This is a genomic window from Rhizobium sp. BK196, assembly GCF_014193255.1.
Taxonomy (GTDB): domain Bacteria; phylum Pseudomonadota; class Alphaproteobacteria; order Rhizobiales; family Rhizobiaceae; genus Rhizobium.
In genome coordinates, this window is record NZ_JACHZB010000001.1 from 554,260 (window position 1) to 573,121 (window position 18,862).

An 18,862-nucleotide genomic window follows, 5' to 3' on the forward strand; every position below is an offset into this window, starting at 1 on the left:
GAGCGATGCCTCGACGTCCCTAAACTTGCGTTCAATTGCGGCACTGCCGGATAGCTCGTATAACGCGAAATAGAGCCGGATATTTCTGCAGCAGGATGGTTTTCAAGGCGGGAAATAAACCTGCCGAAAAAGGAAACTTTGATCTGGATCAAATCAGAATCCGGTCGGAATTGATAAAGATCAAGACGCAGAGACAAGAAATCGGAATAGAAGACCTTGGGGCCGAGACGTAACAGAAACGCAGGCACAGGGTCGGGTCGGGGCATCGGAACATGGACATCGCGCGCAGTGAAGATCCTGACACAACTATTCCGGCGACCTGCCGCGTCTGTGAGGCACGCCACGGCGTTGTCTGCGGGGCGCTGACGGCTGCCCAGCTGCGCGAACTCTGCAAGCATTCGACTCGCCGCAAACTCGATGCCGGCTCCGAGATCGTCGCCCAGGGCGAGGAAGTTTCGTCTTATTCCAACATCATGAATGGCGTGGTGAAGCTCTGCAAGGTGCTGCCCGATGGACGCCAGCAGATCGTCGGCCTGCAATTCGTCCCCGATTTCATCGGCCGCCCCTTCGTGCCTGAAAGCACACTGTCGGCCGAAGCAGCCACACCGACGGAAATCTGCGTCTTCCCCCGTGGGCTGCTCGACCGGATGATACTGGAGACGCCTGAACTGCAGCACAACCTGCATGCCCAGGCGCTGAAGGAGTTGGATGCTGCGCGGGAGTGGATGCTCACACTTGGCCGTCGCACGGCCCAGGAAAAGGTCGCAAGCCTTCTCTATCTCATCGCCACGCATGCCGAGCCGGAAACGGCAAGCAGCGCGGCCTTCGACCTGCCGCTCTCACGTGCCGAGATTGCCGATTTCCTAGGGCTGACGATCGAAACCGTCAGCCGCCAGATGACGAAGCTGCGCAAGCAGGGCGTCATCCGCATCGAGAACAACCGGCATATCACAGTGCCCGATATGGACGAACTGGAGCGCCTGGTTACGGCCTGATCTGATTACTGCGTGATCACGACGCGGGTATTGGCAAGACCGTTTTCCCGCGTCATCGAGAAGAATTCCGCCGCATTGGCGGGATCGAGGCGTACACAGCCATGCGAGGCCGGCGTGCCGAGCCGCTTGCGTTCGAACGTGGCATGAACGGCATAACCGCCGTTGAAGAACACGGCGAACGGCATCGGCGCATTGTCGTATTTCTTGGAGCGGTGATCGCGCGACAGCCACTTGGCGCTCCACGAACCGGTCGGCGTGGTATAACCCTTGCGCGCCGTCGAAACCTTCCAGCGATACTTCACCCAACCGTTCTCGCTGACGGTCATCGTCTGCTTGCTGAGGCTGATATTGGCAACCAGCGTGGCAGCCTGAGCCGCGCCAGGAGAAAACTGCAATAACAACACTGCGGTAGCAGCCGCAAAAAACGTCTTCATGGTCGTCCCTCTGTCGAACCTTTAAAGGCTTATTTTCGCCCAACGAGAGAAGAGACTACGGCAATACTTCCTATTTTGCTTTAACTCGAATGGTAATCACATTTCTAACAAGGATGACTATTTGACGGCGCTCCGCCTTACTCAGGAAACCCGGCCTTGCGGTATCCATCGACGAAATGCGCCAGAGTGGCCGCGTCCCGGAACGGTTCCGTCGCCGCCCAATGGCTGATCGAAAATTGCGGGTTTGCAACGAGGAACAGTTCGGCTTCGCTGCGCGCTTCGTCCAGCCGGCCAAGCTGCGCAAGGCCTGCCGCCAGAAAACGGCGTGAACTCGTGCGGTAGGTCTCTTCGCGCCGCAGCGTCTCGACGACGGCTTCATAGTTGCGACAGGCATATTGCGCCTGACCGAGCGTCAGATAATACCAGCTGGCCGGAAACGGGTTCAGCCGGAAGGCCTTGCCGATCTGTTCGAGACCTTCATCGATCCGCCCGGCGAGAACGGAAATGTCCGACAGCGCCGCCCAGGTATCGGCCTCGTTCGGGTCCAGCGCGATCGCCTTTTCGAACTCCGTATCCGCTTCGGCAAAGTTCCGCTCGTAGGCAAGAAGATAGGCGAGCACCCAGCGGCAGCCGGCATCGTTGGGATCAAGCGCCACAGCCTTGCGCGCCAGTTCCAGGGCAACGCTGCGATCTGCTTCGGTTGGACCGCCGCTATGCACCCATCCCATCCAATGGTTCAGCGCCAGCCAGCGATGCGCCTCGGCATAATCAGGATCGAGCGCAATCGCCCGCGTCAGCATCAGCTGCGTTTCCCGCGCACTTTGCGGCGCATCATCCATCAGCGTGCGCGCCCGCACGCAAAGATCATAGGCTTCGAGGCTCTTCGGCCGATTGCGTGGCGGCGGCGGATGCAGCCGGCCGAGCAACGCCTCGACGATCTTGCCGGTGACCTCGTCCTGAACGGCAAAAATATCGTCCAGGCCGCGGTCGAAACGCTCCGCCCAGAGATGATCGCCACTCTCGGCATCGACAAGCCGGGCATTGATGCGCACGCGCCCGGCCGCCCGTCTTGCGCTGCCATCGAGCAGGTAACGCACCCCAAGCTCTCCGGCGACATCACGCACATCCATCGCCTTTCCCTTATAGGCAAAGCTCGAATTGCGGGCGATGACGAAGAGGCCCGAGGTCCGGGAAAGATCGGTAATCAGGTCTTCGGTCAGGCCATCCGCAAAACCCTCCTGCTCCGGATCGCCGCTGACCGTAACGAAGGGCAGTACGGCAATCGAGGGTTTGTCCGGCAGCGCCAGAGCTTTTCGCTTCCCGCTGCCGAGCTGTTTTATGGCACCGGTGAAGCGATAGCCGATACGCGGAACCGTAGAGATCCATTCACCGCCGTCAGCGGCAGGACCCAGCAGCTTGCGCAGCTGCGCGATCTGGACGGTGAGGTTACCCTCCTCGACGGCCGTGCCCGGCCAGGCCGCATCCATCAGCTCGGTCTTGGCCAGAATTTCGCCGGGCCGCCCGACGAGCGCGGCAAGCAGCTTTACCCCGCGGTGCCCGATAGCAACGGGATCGTCGTTCCGAAGAAGCGTCCCCGCCTCCGGATCAAGCACGAACGGACCAAAGGCAAAACGCGCTCCCTGCATGGCGCGCATCCTAGAGGCTTTCATGCCGGGTTGGAACCATCCCGCCTGACGCCATTCGATCTCGGCATTCCCGCGGACAATTTCGTCCGCTCAGGCGCGTGGCATTCTAGGGACGGCTGGTTTAATCGTGTTCGATCAGATAATTACGGGCTGAAAATAGAGCGTCGAGGTACACCCATGGTTTTCTGGATAGCAAGTCTGGTTGGACTGGCGGTCGCCTATCTCTTCGGCTCCCTGCCCACGGGCTATCTGGCGGGCAAACTGCTCAAGGGCATGGATATCCGCGAGCATGGTTCCAGATCCACCGGAGCAACGAACGTACTCAGAACGCTCGGTAAATGGCCTGCCTTGGCGGTTCTCCTGATCGATGTGCTGAAAGGTGTCGCAGCAGTCGTCTTTGCCCGCTGGTTTTATCTCTGGTTCTCGACAGTCTCATCGGGCATCCCACCGACAGCACCTGACCTGCAAAGCGCGGAGCCCTGGACTGTTTGCCTGGCCGGCCTTGGCGTGCTGTTGGGGCATGGCCGTTCGATCTGGCTGAACTTTACGGGAGGCAAGTCTGCTGCGACGGGGCTCGGCGTGTTGCTGGCAATGTCCTGGCCCGTCGGTTTAGGGGCTGCGGCAGTTTTCTGCCTTGCGCTGGCCGCTTTCCGCATTGTTTCCCTGAGTTCGATGCTGGCAGCGTTGACGGCCATCGCTCTCGTCTGCGGCCTAGAGCAACCGTTGCCCTATCGGCTGCTGGTAATATCGGGCGGCCTCTACGTGATTATACGCCATCGCGCCAATATCAGGCGGCTGCTGGCTGGGACGGAGCCACGTCTGGGCAAAGTCGCCTAGAATCGAAAACGCACAGGCACCATACGCTTCTTGCTGCCAGAGCAAGCAGCGTTTCAATCCTGCCTGACGATGGCGCCGACTGCATTGACGAGCACGCGTGACGCGGTCAGCGCCGACAGGCCGTCGATATCAGCAGGTGGATAAAATTCGACCAGATCGAACCCGGCGATTCTCGCCCGCCTGCCGAGGCCGGCAATCAAGTCGATCACCTGCGTGTAGGTAAGGCCACCAGGGGTACGCGCCGCCACGCCGGGCATGATACCGGGATCGATGCTGTCGCAATCGAGAGTGACGACGACCTGCGCTCCCTCGGGAATATGCCGGAGAGCGGCTTCGATACCCACGGTGTGGATCTCGCGGGCAGTGACAAAGCGGCTGCCATAGCGTTGCGCCGCTTCCACCTCGGTGATGCGCGCGCTGCCGACGCTGCGCAGGCCGACTTGCACCATACCGGCGACATGCGGCATCTCGCTCGCCCGGCGCATCGGACTTGAATAGCCGTAGCGCTCGCCATGCACCTCGTCGCGCCAGTCGATATGGGCATCGATCTGCAGGACCCAGACCGACCCTTGATCCGCGAAGCCGGCGAGGAAGGGAAAGGTCACGGAACAATCGCCCCCGAGCAGGATCGGTACAGCCGATAGCGCCAGGATTTCGCGCGTCTTCGCCTCGATCCGGGCGCGGTTACCGGCATTGTCATGCATGGTGGTCTTGATGTCGCCGACATCGACGCAGGAGATCGGCCTGCCGGAAAACAGCGGGCCGCCGAGATCGAAATCCCAATGCTCGATGAGACCGGCATCCTCCCAGCTCGCAGTGCGGATGGCACCGGCGGCCAGCGCATAACCGCTGCTGTCCTTGCCGGGATAGGTACTGCCGTGCGCGGCTGCGAAGATCACCGCACGGGGCAAACGCCCATCGGCCAGGCGATCTGGAAGGCCGAGAAAGGAAGATGAGGCGGTCATGTCCTTGTTGTCCTGATAAGGCGGAATCCTGTTTTGCCCTGTTTAGTCCCTTTGGAAGTTTTTGCGAACTTTTTGGAAGCGCTTAATTACGCCCCGCGCGGCATCCTCCAGACTCCAGCATCCTTTGAAATCGAAGGCCCGATGCGAAATCCAAGTTTCCGGACCTTCAAACCCCATGGAGCTCATCATGAGCGATTGCTGCACCCTTGCATCCGCCCCGCATCGCAAGTCGGCGCGCCGGCACAACAGTCTGATCATCCTGCGAAGCGCGATCGCGCGCTGGTTCTGGCGCATCCGCATCCGCCGCGAACGGAAGCAACGGTCCAAAATCAGCCCCGTACTGATTGACGATATCGGCTTGACGGACCAACAGGCAGGCTCCGAGACCACCGGCTTTTTCTGGCGCGTGTGAGGCGAATCTCCGATGACAGACAACACTCAGTTTCCTCCAGCCGCAACGATCGACCCGCGCAGCCCGATATCGTCAAGCGAAGATCGCATTCCGTGGGCCGCGATGGCAGGCATCATCGCCACCGTCACGGTCTTCGCCATGGCGCAGGGCCTGACCTATCCGCTTCTGAGCTTCATTCTGGAGCGGCAGGGAACATCATCAGGCCTGATCGGCCTCTCGGCCGCCATGACGCCAACAGGCTTCATTTTCTCCGCACCCTTCATTCCTGCCCTGTCACATCGCGTGGGCGCCGGGCGGCTTGCCATCCTCTGTTCTATCCTTGCAGCACTCAGCCTGATCGCCATTGCCTGGACGCAGGATCTTTGGGCCTGGATGCCGCTGCGCTTCCTGCTCGGCGTCTTCGCCAATCCGCTCTACGTGATCAGCGAAACCTGGCTGCTCGCCATCACGCCCGCCGCGCGCCGTGGCCGCATCATGGGCCTGTACTCGTCCGTCGTATCAGGCGGCTTCGCCATCGGCCCGCTATCCCTAGGCCTTGTCGGAACGGAGGGCTGGCCACCCTTCCTGATCGGCATTTTCGCCTTCCTCGTCTGCGGCCTGATCGTGCTTGCCGTCGCAAGACGACTGCCCGACATGCCGCAGGAGGGCGAAACCATATCTGTCGGCGGCTTCTTCACGCTGGCACCGCTCCTGCTCGCCGCCGTCTTCGTCGCCGCCGGTTTCGAACAGATCCTGCTTGCCCTCTTTGCCGTCTATGGGGCCGCCCTCGGTAGCCCCGAACCGCGCATCGCCGCGCTGATCACCTGCTTCATCGCAGGCAATGCCGTGCTGCAGATCGTCCTCGGCCGCCTCGCCGAACAATTCGGCTCGCGCCATACCCTGCTCTTCTGCGTGTTCGCCTCGCTCGCCGGCTGCCTGCTCCTGCCGCTGCTCTTCGATACGTGGCTCATCTGGCCGCTGTTTTTCGCCTGGGGCGGCGTCTCATTCGGCATCTACACCCTGTCGCTGATCCAGCTCGGCGAACGCTTCACCGGTCAGTCCCTCATCGCAGGCAACGCCGCCTTCGCCCTCGTCTGGGGCCTCGGCGGCATCGCAGGCTCGCCCGCGACGGGCGTGGCGATGCAGCTGATCGGCCATCAGGGCCTGCCACTATCGCTTGGCCTGCTGGGTTGTGTCTTGGCGGCGCTTTTGATGGCGGAGAGATGGCGGAGCTAAAGCAGGCAGACGAAGGCAACGAAGGTAAGCAGCGTCAGCGCCATGCAGCTCGCCTGAAAGACCGAAATCCCGTCCTCGACGTCGCCCGCCGTCGCCACGTCGCGGCCCGTGCCGTTGATCATAGGCTCACGCACCACCACACCCGAATAGACGCGCGGGCCGGCAAGCTGGAGATCGAGCGCGCCGGCCATGGCCGCTTCCGGGCGGCCGGAATTCGGCGAGCGGTGCAGCTTGCCGTCGCGGATACCGACCTTGAACGCATCACGGAAGGCGGTCGTGCCGCGCCGGATGCCGGCACCGACGGCGATCAGCAGGATGGAGAGACGCGCGGCCGGCCAGTTGGCGATATCGTCGAGCCGGGCAGAAGCCCAGCCGAAATCGACATATTTCTCCGAGCGATGGCCGATCATCGAATCCGCCGTATTCAGCATCTTGTAGAAGAACAGGCCCGGCAGGCCGAAGATCGCAAACCAGAGGGCCGGCGCCACCACGCCATCGGAAAAATTCTCGGCGAGGCTCTCGATTGCCGCACGGCAGACACCCGGCTCATCCAGCGTTTCCGGATCACGCCCGACGATGCGCGACACCGCCTTGCGCCCACCGACGAGGCCTTCGCTCTTCAGCGCCGCTGCGACCGCCGCGACGTGATCCGACAGGCTCTTCTGCGCCAGGAAAATCGCCACGCAGAAGACTTCGAGCAGGATACCGACGGGGCCGAAGAGCATGAAGAACCAGTGCAGCACCAGGCCGGTGACGATGGCGAGCGCCGAGAGCACGAGGATCGCCACCACGCCATTCTGCCGGCGCTGCGCTTTGCTTAAGCTCTCTCGGTTGAAATGCTGGTCGAAATAGCCGATCGCCCGGCCGAAGATGGCGACCGGATGCGGCACGCGCGTCCACAGCCATTGCGGATCGCCGATGATGCGGTCGAGCAGCAGCGCCAGAACCAGCACGAGAAAATGTTCATCGATATTCATCGGTCAAAGCTCCGAAGGGCCGCAGCAAGTCTTGCATCATCAGCAGCATCCGGTGCGAGGCCGAAGCGCAGCCAGTCCGGCGCGTAATCGAACCGGCGGACGAGAATATGATGGCGGCAGAGAGTCGTGTAAATGTCACCGGCTCTGGCGTCGGCAACAAGCGTAAGAAGCGGCGTACCACCGGCAATGACGAGGCCGGCCCCGGCAAGCACCGCATGGAGGCCTGCCTGTCGCTCGGCAATCGAGCCGGCGATCCCGGAGACATCAGAATTCAGCAGCGAACCGGCAATCGCAAGCGCCGGCCCGGATACGGCCCAGGGGCCGAGCCAGTCCTCGAAACGCTCGAGAATATCGCCCCGCGCAATGGCAAAGCCCAGCCGCAGCCCCGCCAGCCCGAAGAATTTTCCGAAGGAACGGAAGATGATCAGGTTCGAAAGCCCTGCCGCATGCGGAGCAAGGCTCGTTTCCGGGCTCATATCGCCGAAGGCTTCGTCGACGACCAGAAAGCCGCCTCCCGACTTCAGCCGGTCATGCAGCGCTTCCAGCCTGTCGGCCGCATGGATCCGGCCATCCGGATTGTTCGGATTGACGGCGACCGCCAGCCCATGCTCCGCACCGATGTCATCGATATCGCTGACCGCATCGACCACAAAATCAGCGGAGCTGAAAGCGCGAGCGTATTCCCCATAGGTCGGCGACAGGATGGCCACCCGCTTACCTGGTTGAACAAGCCGCGGCAGGAGCTGAATGATCGACTGCGTGCCAGGAACCGGCAGCGGCAGGATCGTACCGCTGCGATAATGATCCCGCGCCGCGTGCCGCGCCGTCTCGACCAGATGCCGGTCCGGCAGCCGGTGCCACACCCTTGCAGGGATCTCCGGCAGCGCCACCGGATTGGGATTGATGCCGGTCGAAAGATCCAGCCAGTCCTCCAGCCGGCCGCCGAAACTCGCAGCCGCAGCGGTGATGCCGCCGCCATGCACGATCGGCGCATTCATGCGGCTGCTCCCGCAAGATCGATCAGATGCATGTAGGAGCCGGCCACCTGCCCGCGCCGCAAGCCGGCTAGGCCGAGATCGTTGCCGAGCGCATCCTGCGTGGCAAACATCCGGTCGGCCTCCCCTTCGGAGACAATCGTCGAATAGTGGAATTCATGCGCCGTCATCGGCTTGTCGAAGAAGGCGCCGACGAGCGGCGTGACACGGCGATAGCCGAGATGCCGCTTGCGCGTCTCATAACTGGTGACGACCGGCAGCAGGCCGAGCATTTCATGGCGCACGCCTCCCCCGTCGATCAGGCCCTCGCCGAGCACCATGTAGCCGCCGCATTCGCCATAGATGCGCACGCCGCGCGCCGCCGCAGCCTTCATGCCCGCTGCAAAATTCTGCGAAGCTGCGAGCCTGCCCGCATGCAGTTCGGGATAACCACCCGGAAGATAGATCGCATCGGCAGCGTCGGACGGAGCTTCGTCGGCGAGCGGTGAGAAGAAGGAAATCTCCGCGCCGCGCCGCCGCCAGCCGAGCAGCATATGCTCGTAGCAGAAGGCAAAGGCGATATCGCGGGCAACGGCAATGTGCCGGCCAAAGGGCATCAGCCTGGCAATATTGGCAGCCGACGGCCGGTTCATGCCCTGCCGCGCGATGCGCATGAGAAATTCGAAATTGCACTCTTCGGCAACGGCATTCGCCGCATAGTCGATGAACGCATCGAGCGCGCCATGTTCTCCGGCCTGTACCAGCCCCAGATGCCGCTCCGGCAAGGCCAGCATCGCATCCTTGCGGATGACGGCAATGATGGGCATGCGGATCGCTTCCAGCGCCTGGCGCAGCATCGCCTCATGCCGATCGCTGCCGACCTTGTTGAGGATGACGCCGGCAATGCGCACATCGGCGCGGAAACCGGCAAAGCCGCTGACAAGCGGCGCCACCGATTGCGACAGCCGCGAGGCATCGACGACCAGCACGACCGAAAGCCCGAGCTGGGCCGCAAGATCGGCCGCCGTGCCCCGCCCGTCTGCCGCACCATCGAACAGGCCCATCATGCCCTCGATGAGCAGCACGCGGTCGCCGGAACGATGCAGCGTCGCATTGGCCGAAATCAGCTCCGGCCGCATGCCCCAGGGATCGAAATTCAGACAGAGCGAACCGCTCGCGGCAGCATGGAAGGCCGGATCGATATAATCGGGGCCGGCCTTGCCGGGTGCGACGGCCACACCGCGATTGCGCAGCGCCCGCAACAGCCCGAGCGTCACCGTCGTCTTGCCGGAACCGGAGGATGGTGCGGCGATCAGCAACCCGCTCATGCTGTCTCCCTCCCTTGCCCGCCGGCATGTCTGAAGGGATCCGGCTGCAGGCGGCGGCCGCCGAGCGCGCCAAGCCAGTCGAGCGAGGCGCGCAGCCGCACCACTTCACCGACGACGACGATCGCCGGCGGTTCCAGCCCGGAGGCGGCGACTGCATCGGGGGCTTCACCGAGCGTCGTTTCCAGCACCTGCTGGTCGCCGGTCGCTGCATTGCAAACGAAAGCCACGGGCTCGAAAGCCGAACGGCCCGATGCGATCAGGTTGGCGCTGATCTGGGCGATATGTTTCATCGCCATATACATGACGATGACGGGCGAGCCCTTGCCGATCGCCTCCCAATTGACCGCATCGGGTACGATGCCGGAGGAATCATGGCCGGTGAGAAAGGTCACGGCATGGTTGATTTCACGATGCGTCACCGGAATGCCGGCATAGGCAAGCCCGCCGATCCCGGCGGTAATACCCGGCACGATGCGGAACGGTATATTGTGCTCGACCAGCGTCAGCGCCTCTTCCCCACCGCGCCCGAAGACGAAGGGATCGCCACCCTTCAGCCGCAGCACGCGTTTACCGGCCCGCGCCAATTCCACCAGCCGAAGCGAAATATCCCGCTGCCTGGCAGACGGCTTGCCGCCGCGTTTTCCCGCATATTCGAGCTCCGCGCCGGTTCGTGCGAGCTTCAGGCATTCCTCGTTGACCAGCGCATCATGGACGATCACATCGGCTTCCGCGAGCCCCTTGGCAGCCAGCAAAGTGAGCAGGCCCGGATCGCCCGGACCGGCACCAACAAGCCAGACACTGCCCGGCTCCAACGCCGGCAGATGGGAAAATGCACTATCGATCATTTCGTTGATCTAGGCCCGCCCGATCACGAGGTCAACGGCGTCGAGGGCCGAGCATTGGAAGTTGACGAAACTGGATTGAATCAACTCCGCAAGAGCCGGAATCAAGCTTGCAAGCTATCCAGATAAACGATTGACTGGATTCCGGAATTGAAGACGGGCCGGCCGCGGATCGCGCATCCGGCCCGTATGAGGCAATCAAACGCGCAGAAGCGTATCGCGGATCAGCTCGATCACTTTGTCCGACTCAATGCCAGTGGCAACGATCTGGCTCGGCAGGCCGTCCCACTCGCCCGGCGGAAAGCGACGGCCATCCGGCTTGATAACCGTCTGGCCATCGGCAATGCCGCCGCAGACGACGCGCACAGAGCCCGTGATGGTCTTGAACAATTCCGGGGCCACGACATAGACGCTGGCGCAACTGTCATGAACCATCATGCCGTCTTCGACTGCGTGCTTGTAGAAGTCGATATAGGACTGCGAGAGCGCGTCGAGCTGCTTGACCGCCTTGTCGCCCTTGGCTGCCATGTCGCCGAGATAGCTGCGGCTCATCGTCGTCACGGCGGTCACATCGAGACCGATGACGACGACCTTCCACGGCGCGGTCAGCACGATATCGGCCGCTTCCGGATCGCCATGAATATTGGCTTCGGCGACCGGCGAAACATTGCCCGGCACATAGAAATTGCCGCCCATGATGACGACGTCCTTCACGAGGCCGGCGATCTCGGGGTCTTCCTTCAGTGCCAGCGCCAAGTTCGTCATGCGGCCGACGGCTACCAGCGTCACCTCGCCCGGATTGGCCCGCACGGTCTCGATGATGAAACGATGCGCCGGGCGCGGATCGACCGGCAAGTCGATGAGATCGGGCACCGGCATGTCGCCGAGGCCGTTTTCGCCATGCACCATGGTCGGCCACGGACGTTCGTGGCGGTTGGGATCGATAGTGACACTGGCGCCCTTAGCAACAGGTGCCGCAATATCCCACTCCCGCTTCAGGAACAGCGCGTTGCGCGTCGTCGTCTCGACCGAAGCGTTGCCGAAGACGGTGGTGATGCCGATGAGATCGATCTCGGGATGGCGATGCAGGAAGAGAAGAGCCATTGCGTCGTCGACGCCCGGATCTGTGTCATAAATGACCTTGTGCATATGTATCCTCCAAAGCAATTCCAGCAAAAACCTGCAGCGGTTTTGCGCCCGGAACTGCATGAAAACAAAGAGATAGAGCACATTCGTGATTCAAAAAACGAAGATGCTCCGGATTCGAATCGCTGGGCAGCCGGACGGCACCGCGAGATGCCGCCACCATAACGCCCGTCAGGCTTTGTGCAACCCGATGCGGGCGACGGCGGCTGTCGCATGCCGAGATTTGATCTTACCGAGCACCAGCTCCGCAGCCTCGCCGATCGCCGCAAGGGCAGCGGCTTCGGCAACGCCATGACAGCCGACGCGGGCAAAGACGATCTCGGAAGGATTTCTCAGCCTCGGCGTCTCCTTCTCCAGCCGCACCGCATCGAAGAACAGGACAGGCACGGAAAAATGCGCTGCAACGGCGAGGATCGCCGGCTCTTGCGCGCGGCTATCGATCGAGGCAACAGCCGCAAGCTCAGCCCCGCTGATACCAGCCGCCCTCAACGCCTCGACGGCAAGCGCCATCACCTCGCTATCAGGCGCCCTGCGCTCGCAACCGAGCCCGAGCACATGCCGCCTTGTCTCATCAATGGTGATTTCGCTCATTCCCGTCAGTCGAATGCGCTCCGCTGTGTCCCCGGAGCCATTGCAGCTCAAGGCAGGAAATGCAACAAGGCCGCCGAAATCCCCCCGCATACCTCTCCCGGAATAGCATCTTGCCTGACATTGCCATCCATCTGCTTCTGCTGCTCTGCGCGGCTGCCTTCTTTGCCGGTTTCGTCGATTCCATCGCCGGCGGCGGCGGCCTCATCACCGTCCCCGCTATGCTGATAGCGGGCATCCCCCCGCTGCAGACGCTCGGCACCAACAAGGTGCAATCCCTCTTCGGCGCGGCTTCGGCAACCATCGCCTATGCCCGCAAGGGCCATGTGAAGCTCTCGGAACAATTGCCGATGGCGCTGATGGCGGTCATGGGCGGCGCGCTCGGCGCAGCCCTTGCCACACTCGTTCCCGGTCAGGTGCTGCGGGCGATCATGCCGGTCCTGCTGGTCGCAATCGCCATCTTCTTCGCCGTCAAGCCGAACCTGAATGATTCCGACACGCACCGCCGGATGACACCCTTCCTCTTCGGGCTGACGCTGGTGCCGGTCATCGGCTTCTATGATGGCGTCTTCGGCCCCGGCACCGGCTCCTTCTTCATGCTGGCCTTCGTCACGCTTGCCGGCTTCGGCATGCTGAAGGCAACCGCCCATACCAAGCTTCTCAATCTCGGCTCGAATTTCGGCGCGCTCGTCGTCTTCGCAAGCTTCGGGGCGACGCTTTGGAAAATCGGCCTGCTGATGGGTGCCTGCCAGTTCCTCGGCGCGCAGCTCGGCTCGCGGCTCGCCATGCGCATCGGCGCAAGGCTCATCAAGCCGCTGCTCGTCATCGTCTGCATCGCTTTTGCGATCAAACTTCTGGCCGATCCCGCAAACCCGCTGCGTGTCTGGTTCGGGGTTTAGAACTTGATCTGATCAATCGTGGTCAGCACTGTCTTCGCCGATACACCCGGCGCATTGGCGAAATGCCAGGCGACATATTGTTCGGCATAAGGGTCGGCCGATGACATGCCGTCGACGGGGAGGATGACGTTCATGCCCTTCAGTGCCGCATAGGCTGCCGTATTCAGCACCGCGCCTTCGGATGCTGTGCCGGTCACGATGATGGTCTTGATGTGCTTTTCGGTCAGGATTTTTTCGAGATCGGTGTTGATGAACTTGTTGGCGCCGGATTGTACGACCGCATCGCCTTTCTTCGGCGCCAGAACGGTGGCGATATCGCCCTTCGTCGCGCCGCCGGTGATGCTGTAAACGACAGGCAAGTCGCTCTTGCGCGCCTCTTCCATCAGCTTTTCCACCTTCGGCAGCGAGGCGATGCAGCGCGGCTTGGTCTTCGTGTTGCACGGCCCCTTGGAGGGGTCCTGTGCGCCGTTGAAATCGAGGAGCAGCAGAGCCGTATCTGACGTATCGACGCTGACAGGCTTCAGCGTCGGTGCCGCCGGCGCCTTCACAGTGTTCCAGTCGTCGATGATCGTCGCCTGCGCGACAGATGCACCAAACACAGAGATGGCGAATGCTACAACTGTCTCAGGGAAAAAGTTTTTCACTGGTGTCTCCTCCGGGGAAGGGATTACCGCAAATCTCCGGACTCCCCTCACGCCTGTCAAATCACCAAGCCGCGACCTGAACTTGATCCAGACCGACCCGGCTTCCATTACCTCTGGCGTCATTGATAGGCTGCGCCGCTTTCGCTGATGATCGTCCTGCCCTGGAATTGACAGGCGATCAAAAAGGAGAAGCCATCTCGTCAACTCGGGATCAGAACTCCACGCCCGGCTGCCCCTTGATGCCGGAGCGGAAAGGATGTTTGACAAGCTCCATTTCGGTCACGAGATCGGCAATCTCGATCAACTCTTCCTTGGCGTTGCGGCCGGTCAGCACGACATGCGTCATGTGTGGTTTTTCGGCTTTCAGGAACGCCACCACCTCGTTGATATCGAGATAGTCATAGCGCAGTGCGATGTTGATTTCGTCGAGCAACACCATGGAATTGCGCTCATCGCGGATCAGTTCCTTGGCCTTTTCCCAGGCCGCACCCGCCGCCGCCACATCACGTGCCCTATCCTGCGTTTCCCAGGTAAAGCCCTCGCCCATCGTGTGGAACTGGCAGATGTCGGAAAAATGCTTTTCGATGAGATCGCGTTCGCCGGTCCACATCGCGCCCTTGATGAACTGCACGACGGCAGACGGCTTGCCGTGGGCAATATGGCGGAAGATCATACCGAAAGCAGCCGAAGACTTGCCCTTGCCCTTGCCGGTGTGGACGATGATCAGGCCCTTCTCGTCCGTCTTCTTTGCCATGATCTTGTCGCGGGCGGCCTTCTTCTTCGCCATCTTCTCAGCATGGCGGGCGTCGTCCTTTTCGGCTGTCTCTACTGGCTCATCACTCATGGCTGCCTGCTCTTTTCTTGGTTTCGTTATGTTCACTGAGATCGAATTGCGCTGAGTTGCTGCGCGGCGTCCAGAGCTTGCGGTCGATCGCCTCCACGAGCCGCTCCTTCATCTCGGAAAAGGCGGCCGGGTTCTTCTCGGCCATGAAATCGCGCACCTTGGGGTCGGCGACGAAGGCCTGATAGACCGCCTCGAAATGATGGTTGCCGACAGCTCCCGTCGTCGCGGCAAAGGCAAAGAGATAATCGACGGTGGCGGCAATCTCGAAAGCCCCCTTGTAGCCATGGCGCATCACGCCCTCGATCCATTTCGGATTGATGACACGCCCACGTACCACCCGCCCGATTTCTTCCTCCAGCGAGCGGATCACAGGCTTTTCCGGCCGCGAATGGTCATTGTGATAGATCGTCGGCAGCACACCGCCAAGCGCTTCGGCCGCAGCCGCCATGCCGCCTTCGAACTGGTAGTAATCGTCGCTGTCGAGCAGGTCGTGCTCGCGATTGTCCTGGTTCTGCACGACCGCCTGAATGGAGCGCAACCGCTCCTCGAAAATTCCGCGCTCGGCCTGTCCCTCCTCGCCCGCGCCATAGGCATAGCTGCCCCAGACGAGGTAGGCTTCCGCGAGATCGGCGCGCCGCTCCCAGCCCTTCTCGTCGATCAGCGCCTGCAAGCCGGCGCCATAGGCGCCGGGCTTGGAACCGAAGATACGATAGCCGGCCCGCTTTGCCGCGGCCTTCTCATCGAGCCCGGCAGCAGTCAGCCGCGCCGCCTCCCCGCGCATACGCTCGGCGATCGGGTTGTCGACGGCATCCTCATCCAGCGCGCCAACGGCTCGGATCGCCTTGTCGAAGAGCGCGATCTGTTCGGGAAAGGCATCACGGAAGAAGCCGGAAATACGCAGCGTCACGTCGACGCGCGGCCGCCGCAGCATAGCGGGCGGGACGATCTCGTAGCCGGTGACGCGCCGCGAGGCCATGTCCCAGACCGGCTTGACGCCGATCAGCGCCAATGCCTGAGCGATATCGTCGCCGCCGGTGCGCATGTTAGAGGTACCCCAGGCCGTCAGGCCGAAGGAAACGGGCCACTCGCCGTGATCCTGCACATAGCGGCGGATCAGCAATTCCGCGGATTTCTTGCCGAGTTCGTAGGCTGCAGGTGTGGGCACCGCACGGCTATCGACGGAGTAGAAATTCCGCCCCGTTGGCAGGACATCCGGCCGCCCGCGCGTCGGTGCGCCGGATGGGCCGGGCGGGACGAATCGGCCGTCGAGGCCGCGCAGCAGACTGGTGATTTCGGCCGGGCCGCAGGCGAGGATGGAGGGCTTGAGGCGGGCTTCGATCTCGTCGAGCACGGCTTTGGTCAGGGACCAGAGGGGTGGACAAGCGAGTTCGCCGGAGACGAGCTTGGCGGCGAGCAGTTCGACGCGCTCGACGGTGTCGCCGTTGGTGCGCCAGGGGGCGTCGAGGACATCGGCCAGGATTGGCGGGCGCGAGCCTGTCCAGGGAGCGGCCATATCGCAATCGAGGGGGTCGAAAGAAGCCCCCTCCCCAACCCCTCCCCACAAGGGCGAGGGACTTGCCGCCGCGCTTGCGGCAACCTCAGCAGCCGTATGCGAAATTGAAACGGTGCACCCAGCTAGTCCCTCCCCCTTGTGGGGGTCCGAAGGACGGGTCGAGACCCGTGGCTCGACCCCGGAAACGGTTGGGGAGGTTTTTTTCAACACATCTCCTGCAATCGCCCGCTGCAGGCTCGCATCACCACCCTCACCCAGCCCACGAGGCACCCGCGCCAGCGCCACGGTGAGATCCGTCAGCAATCGCCCTTCCGGCGACACCCCAAACACATGCAACCCGTCGCGGATCTGCATTTCCTTGAGATCGCAAAGATAGGCATCGAGCTTCTTCAGCGCCTCGCCTTCCGCCTCGCCCTTGGAAATCCCCGCATCGCGATCCAGCCCGATATCGGCAACAAGCTCGAGGATCTGCCGCGACAGCAGCCGGATACGCCTGGGATCGCCACCCGACGCCTCGTAATATTCATCGACCAGCGCCTCCAGATCCTTGAGCGGTCCATAGCTCTCGGCCCGCGTCAGCGGTGGTGTCAGATGGTCGATGATAACAGCCGCCGTGCGGCGCTTGGCCTGCGTGCCCTCGCCGGGATCGTTGACGATGAAGGGATAGAGATGCGGCAGCGGCCCGAGGATCGCTTCCGGATAGCAGGCCTCCGACAGCGCCAGCGCCTTGCCCGGCAGCCATTCCAGATTGCCGTGCTTGCCCATGTGGATCACGGCATCCGCACCGAACTCTTCGCGAAGGAAAGCGTAGAAGGCGAAATAGCCGTGCGGCGGCACGAGATCGGGCGAGTGATAGCTCTCCTTCGGATCGATATTGTAGCCGCGCGCCGGCTGGATGCCGATCAGCAAGTCGCCGAACCGCGCAAAAGGCAGGGCGAAAGCGCCATCGCGGACATAGGGATCACTCTCCGGCGCCCCCCAGCGCGCGTTGACTTCATCCTGAATCTGAGCGGGAAGAGATTCCAGGAAATCATTGTATCGACTCAGGGAAAGCGTCTCGCGCACGACCTTGCCGTCAAAGCCGGTATTGGTCGGCCCCGCCATCAGATGCCCTATCAGCGCATCACCATCACAAGGAATATCGGCGACCGGATAACCGGCCCTCTCCATCGCCCGCATCACCTCGATGGTGCCGCCCGGCGTATCCAGGCCGACACCATTGCCGAGCCGTCCGTCGCGGTTCGGATAGTTCGCCATGACGAGCGCAACCCGTCGGCTCTCCGCCGGCGTCTGCCGCAGCCTCGCCCAGTTGGCCGCAAGCGCAGCCACATATTTCATGCGCCCGGCATCCGGCTCACTGGAAACGATATTGGCTTCGACAGCCGCATCGTAGCGCGCGGCTGATTTGAAGGAGACGGCGCGAGACAGCACCCTGCCATCCACCTCCGGCAGGGCGACATTCATACCGAGATCGCGCGCCGACAGTCCCTGCGACGAACCGGCCCAGGCCTCCCGCGACGAGGCGGAAAAGATCGCCTGCAGCACGATGGCATCGTTGGCTTCCAACACCGTTGGCTCGCGATCGGCGCCGGGTGCGGAGACGGCAAAGCCCGTCGTGTTGATGACAACGTCAGGTTTGAGATCGGCGAAGATAGCTTCGAGGATGCCCTGGGAAACGGGGTCCTTGAGGCTGTAGGCAAAGATCGGCAACGGGCGAAGGCCCTGTGCCTGCAGGGTTTCGATCAGGGCCTCGACGGGGCGGGTTTCACCGCTCTGGACGAGGGCGCGGTAGAAGGCGATGGCGACAACAGGTGCTGCCTGTCCCTTCTCCCCAGCGGGGGTCCGGAGGACGGGTCGAGACCCGTGGCTCGACCCCGGCTGGTGGCCCGGAGGGTCGGATGAGGGGGCCACCCCGCAAACATCAACGTCGCGCTCCCACTGCTCACTCCTTGCGTCGCTCGCCCCCCTCATCTGCCCTATCGGGCATCTTCTCCCCGCTGGGGAGAAGAACGAACCAGCAAGCTTCCGCCACTCCTCCACCCCAACAAGCCCCCGCCCCGGCCACCAGATCCCCGCCTTCATCAACGGCGCAGCCGGCGCCGGTTTCTCCGAACCCGAGAGCATCGCCGAAGCATAGGCCAGAAAGCCCCGCGCATTGGCGTCACCGCCCTCGATCAGATATGCCCACAGCGCATTCAGATCCTCGAGCGCCACATTGGAAAACGGCGTCAACCCCGCATCCGGCCGCGCATCCCCCGGCAGCACTGCAATCAGCGCCCCGTTCCGGGCGGCGACCGCATGCAATGCCTCCAGCGCGTAGTGAAAGTAGCTCGCGCCCCCGAGCGCCCGCACGATGATCAGCTTCGCATGCCGCGCCGTCCGATCGACATAGCTATCGACCGACATCGGATGCTTCAGGCTCATCAGGCTCGCAAGCCGCAAGCTATGCCCGCTCGCCCCGCCGGCATGAGCCTCGGCGATCGCCGCAAGCTCAGTATCGGCAGCCGAGAGGAACAGGATATCGCCCGGCGACTGGCCGAGGTCGATGGCCTCATCCCCGTCGCTGATCGTTCCCTGTTGAGCCAGAAGCAGATGCATCGAAA

Annotated in this window: 17 protein-coding genes; 5 read left to right on the top strand and 12 right to left on the bottom strand. The window is 62.5% G+C overall.

The features are described from left to right. The first annotated feature begins 272 nt into the window (after positions 1 to 272). Complete coding sequence (locus tag FHT78_RS03030) at positions 273 to 995, top strand: Crp/Fnr family transcriptional regulator (protein ID WP_183740345.1); 723 nt, start codon at positions 273 to 275, stop codon at positions 993 to 995. A 5-nt stretch (positions 996 to 1,000) separates the two neighbouring features. Here the strand turns inward: FHT78_RS03030 and FHT78_RS03035 are convergent, their stop codons facing one another. Together FHT78_RS03035 and FHT78_RS03040 are read right to left on the bottom strand one after the other, a co-directional pair. Further along, positions 1,001 to 1,429 carry a L,D-transpeptidase gene (locus FHT78_RS03035; protein WP_183740347.1) on the bottom strand — a complete coding sequence of 143 codons (429 nt, stop codon included), beginning with the start codon at positions 1,427 to 1,429 and terminating at the stop codon, positions 1,001 to 1,003. A 137-nt stretch (positions 1,430 to 1,566) separates the two neighbouring features. Beyond that, positions 1,567 to 3,075 carry a winged helix-turn-helix domain-containing tetratricopeptide repeat protein gene (locus FHT78_RS03040; protein WP_183740349.1) on the bottom strand — a complete coding sequence of 503 codons (1,509 nt, stop codon included), beginning with the start codon at positions 3,073 to 3,075 and terminating at the stop codon, positions 1,567 to 1,569. 177 nt (positions 3,076 to 3,252) lie between these two features. Between FHT78_RS03040 and plsY the strand changes: the two genes are divergently transcribed. Continuing rightward, positions 3,253 to 3,912, top strand: coding sequence for a glycerol-3-phosphate 1-O-acyltransferase PlsY (gene plsY, locus FHT78_RS03045; RefSeq protein WP_183740351.1), 660 nt, complete (start codon positions 3,253 to 3,255; stop codon positions 3,910 to 3,912). Between the two features lie 53 nt (positions 3,913 to 3,965). Here the strand turns inward: plsY and FHT78_RS03050 are convergent, their stop codons facing one another. Then, a complete protein-coding gene (locus FHT78_RS03050; RefSeq protein WP_183740353.1) occupies positions 3,966 to 4,877 on the bottom strand; it encodes an agmatinase in 912 nt (303 codons plus the stop codon). A 175-nt stretch (positions 4,878 to 5,052) separates the two neighbouring features. On the opposite strand from FHT78_RS03050, the gene FHT78_RS03055 reads away from it, so the two are divergent. Together FHT78_RS03055 and FHT78_RS03060 are read left to right on the top strand one after the other, a co-directional pair. Continuing rightward, complete coding sequence (locus FHT78_RS03055) at positions 5,053 to 5,289, top strand: DUF1127 domain-containing protein (protein WP_246517212.1); 237 nt, start codon at positions 5,053 to 5,055, stop codon at positions 5,287 to 5,289. Between the two features lie 102 nt (positions 5,290 to 5,391). Then, positions 5,392 to 6,504: an MFS transporter gene (locus tag FHT78_RS03060; RefSeq protein ID WP_183741824.1), complete on the top strand. Its 1,113-nt coding sequence runs from the start codon at positions 5,392 to 5,394 to the stop codon at positions 6,502 to 6,504. Here FHT78_RS03060 and cbiB read toward each other — a convergent pair. The 6 genes from cbiB to FHT78_RS03090 form a co-directional block, all read right to left on the bottom strand. After that, a complete protein-coding gene (cbiB, locus tag FHT78_RS03065) occupies positions 6,501 to 7,481 on the bottom strand; it encodes an adenosylcobinamide-phosphate synthase CbiB (protein ID WP_183740358.1) in 981 nt (326 codons plus the stop codon). The genes FHT78_RS03060 and cbiB overlap by 4 nt on opposite strands. Then, entirely contained in the window at positions 7,478 to 8,479 is a 1,002-nt protein-coding gene (gene cobD / locus FHT78_RS03070; protein WP_183740361.1) for a threonine-phosphate decarboxylase CobD, read from the bottom strand. Before cobD ends, cbiB begins: the two co-directional genes overlap by 4 nt. Continuing rightward, complete coding sequence (locus tag FHT78_RS03075) at positions 8,476 to 9,783, bottom strand: cobyrinate a,c-diamide synthase (RefSeq protein ID WP_183740364.1); 1,308 nt, start codon at positions 9,781 to 9,783, stop codon at positions 8,476 to 8,478. The genes cobD and FHT78_RS03075 overlap by 4 nt, the downstream gene beginning before the upstream one ends. Further along, on the bottom strand, positions 9,780 to 10,628 hold the full coding sequence (gene cobA / locus FHT78_RS03080) for a uroporphyrinogen-III C-methyltransferase (RefSeq protein ID WP_183740367.1): 849 nt from the start codon (positions 10,626 to 10,628) through the stop codon (positions 9,780 to 9,782). Before cobA ends, FHT78_RS03075 begins: the two co-directional genes overlap by 4 nt. Positions 10,629 to 10,823: 195 nt before the next feature. Continuing rightward, positions 10,824 to 11,774, bottom strand: coding sequence for a nucleoside hydrolase (locus FHT78_RS03085; RefSeq protein WP_183740370.1), 951 nt, complete (start codon positions 11,772 to 11,774; stop codon positions 10,824 to 10,826). A gap of 168 nt (positions 11,775 to 11,942) precedes the next feature. Next, a complete protein-coding gene (locus FHT78_RS03090; protein WP_183740373.1) occupies positions 11,943 to 12,362 on the bottom strand; it encodes a cobalamin biosynthesis protein in 420 nt (139 codons plus the stop codon). Between the two features lie 110 nt (positions 12,363 to 12,472). Here FHT78_RS03090 and FHT78_RS03095 point away from each other — a divergent pair, with 110 nt between their 5' ends. Beyond that, positions 12,473 to 13,258, top strand: coding sequence for a TSUP family transporter (locus tag FHT78_RS03095; protein WP_183740376.1), 786 nt, complete (start codon positions 12,473 to 12,475; stop codon positions 13,256 to 13,258). Here FHT78_RS03095 and FHT78_RS03100 read toward each other — a convergent pair. From FHT78_RS03100 to cobN, 3 genes are all read right to left on the bottom strand, one after another. Next, complete coding sequence (locus tag FHT78_RS03100; protein ID WP_348644700.1) at positions 13,255 to 13,902, bottom strand: isochorismatase family protein; 648 nt, start codon at positions 13,900 to 13,902, stop codon at positions 13,255 to 13,257. The genes FHT78_RS03095 and FHT78_RS03100 overlap by 4 nt on opposite strands. Before the next feature lie 211 nt (positions 13,903 to 14,113). Then, positions 14,114 to 14,746, bottom strand: a complete 633-nt coding sequence (gene cobO / locus FHT78_RS03105) for a cob(I)yrinic acid a,c-diamide adenosyltransferase (protein WP_183740379.1) — start codon at positions 14,744 to 14,746, stop codon at positions 14,114 to 14,116. Further along, positions 14,739 to 18,857 carry a cobaltochelatase subunit CobN gene (gene cobN, locus FHT78_RS03110; protein WP_183740382.1) on the bottom strand — a complete coding sequence of 1,373 codons (4,119 nt, stop codon included), beginning with the start codon at positions 18,855 to 18,857 and terminating at the stop codon, positions 14,739 to 14,741. The genes cobO and cobN overlap by 8 nt, the downstream gene beginning before the upstream one ends. Positions 18,858 to 18,862 lie beyond the last annotated feature (5 nt).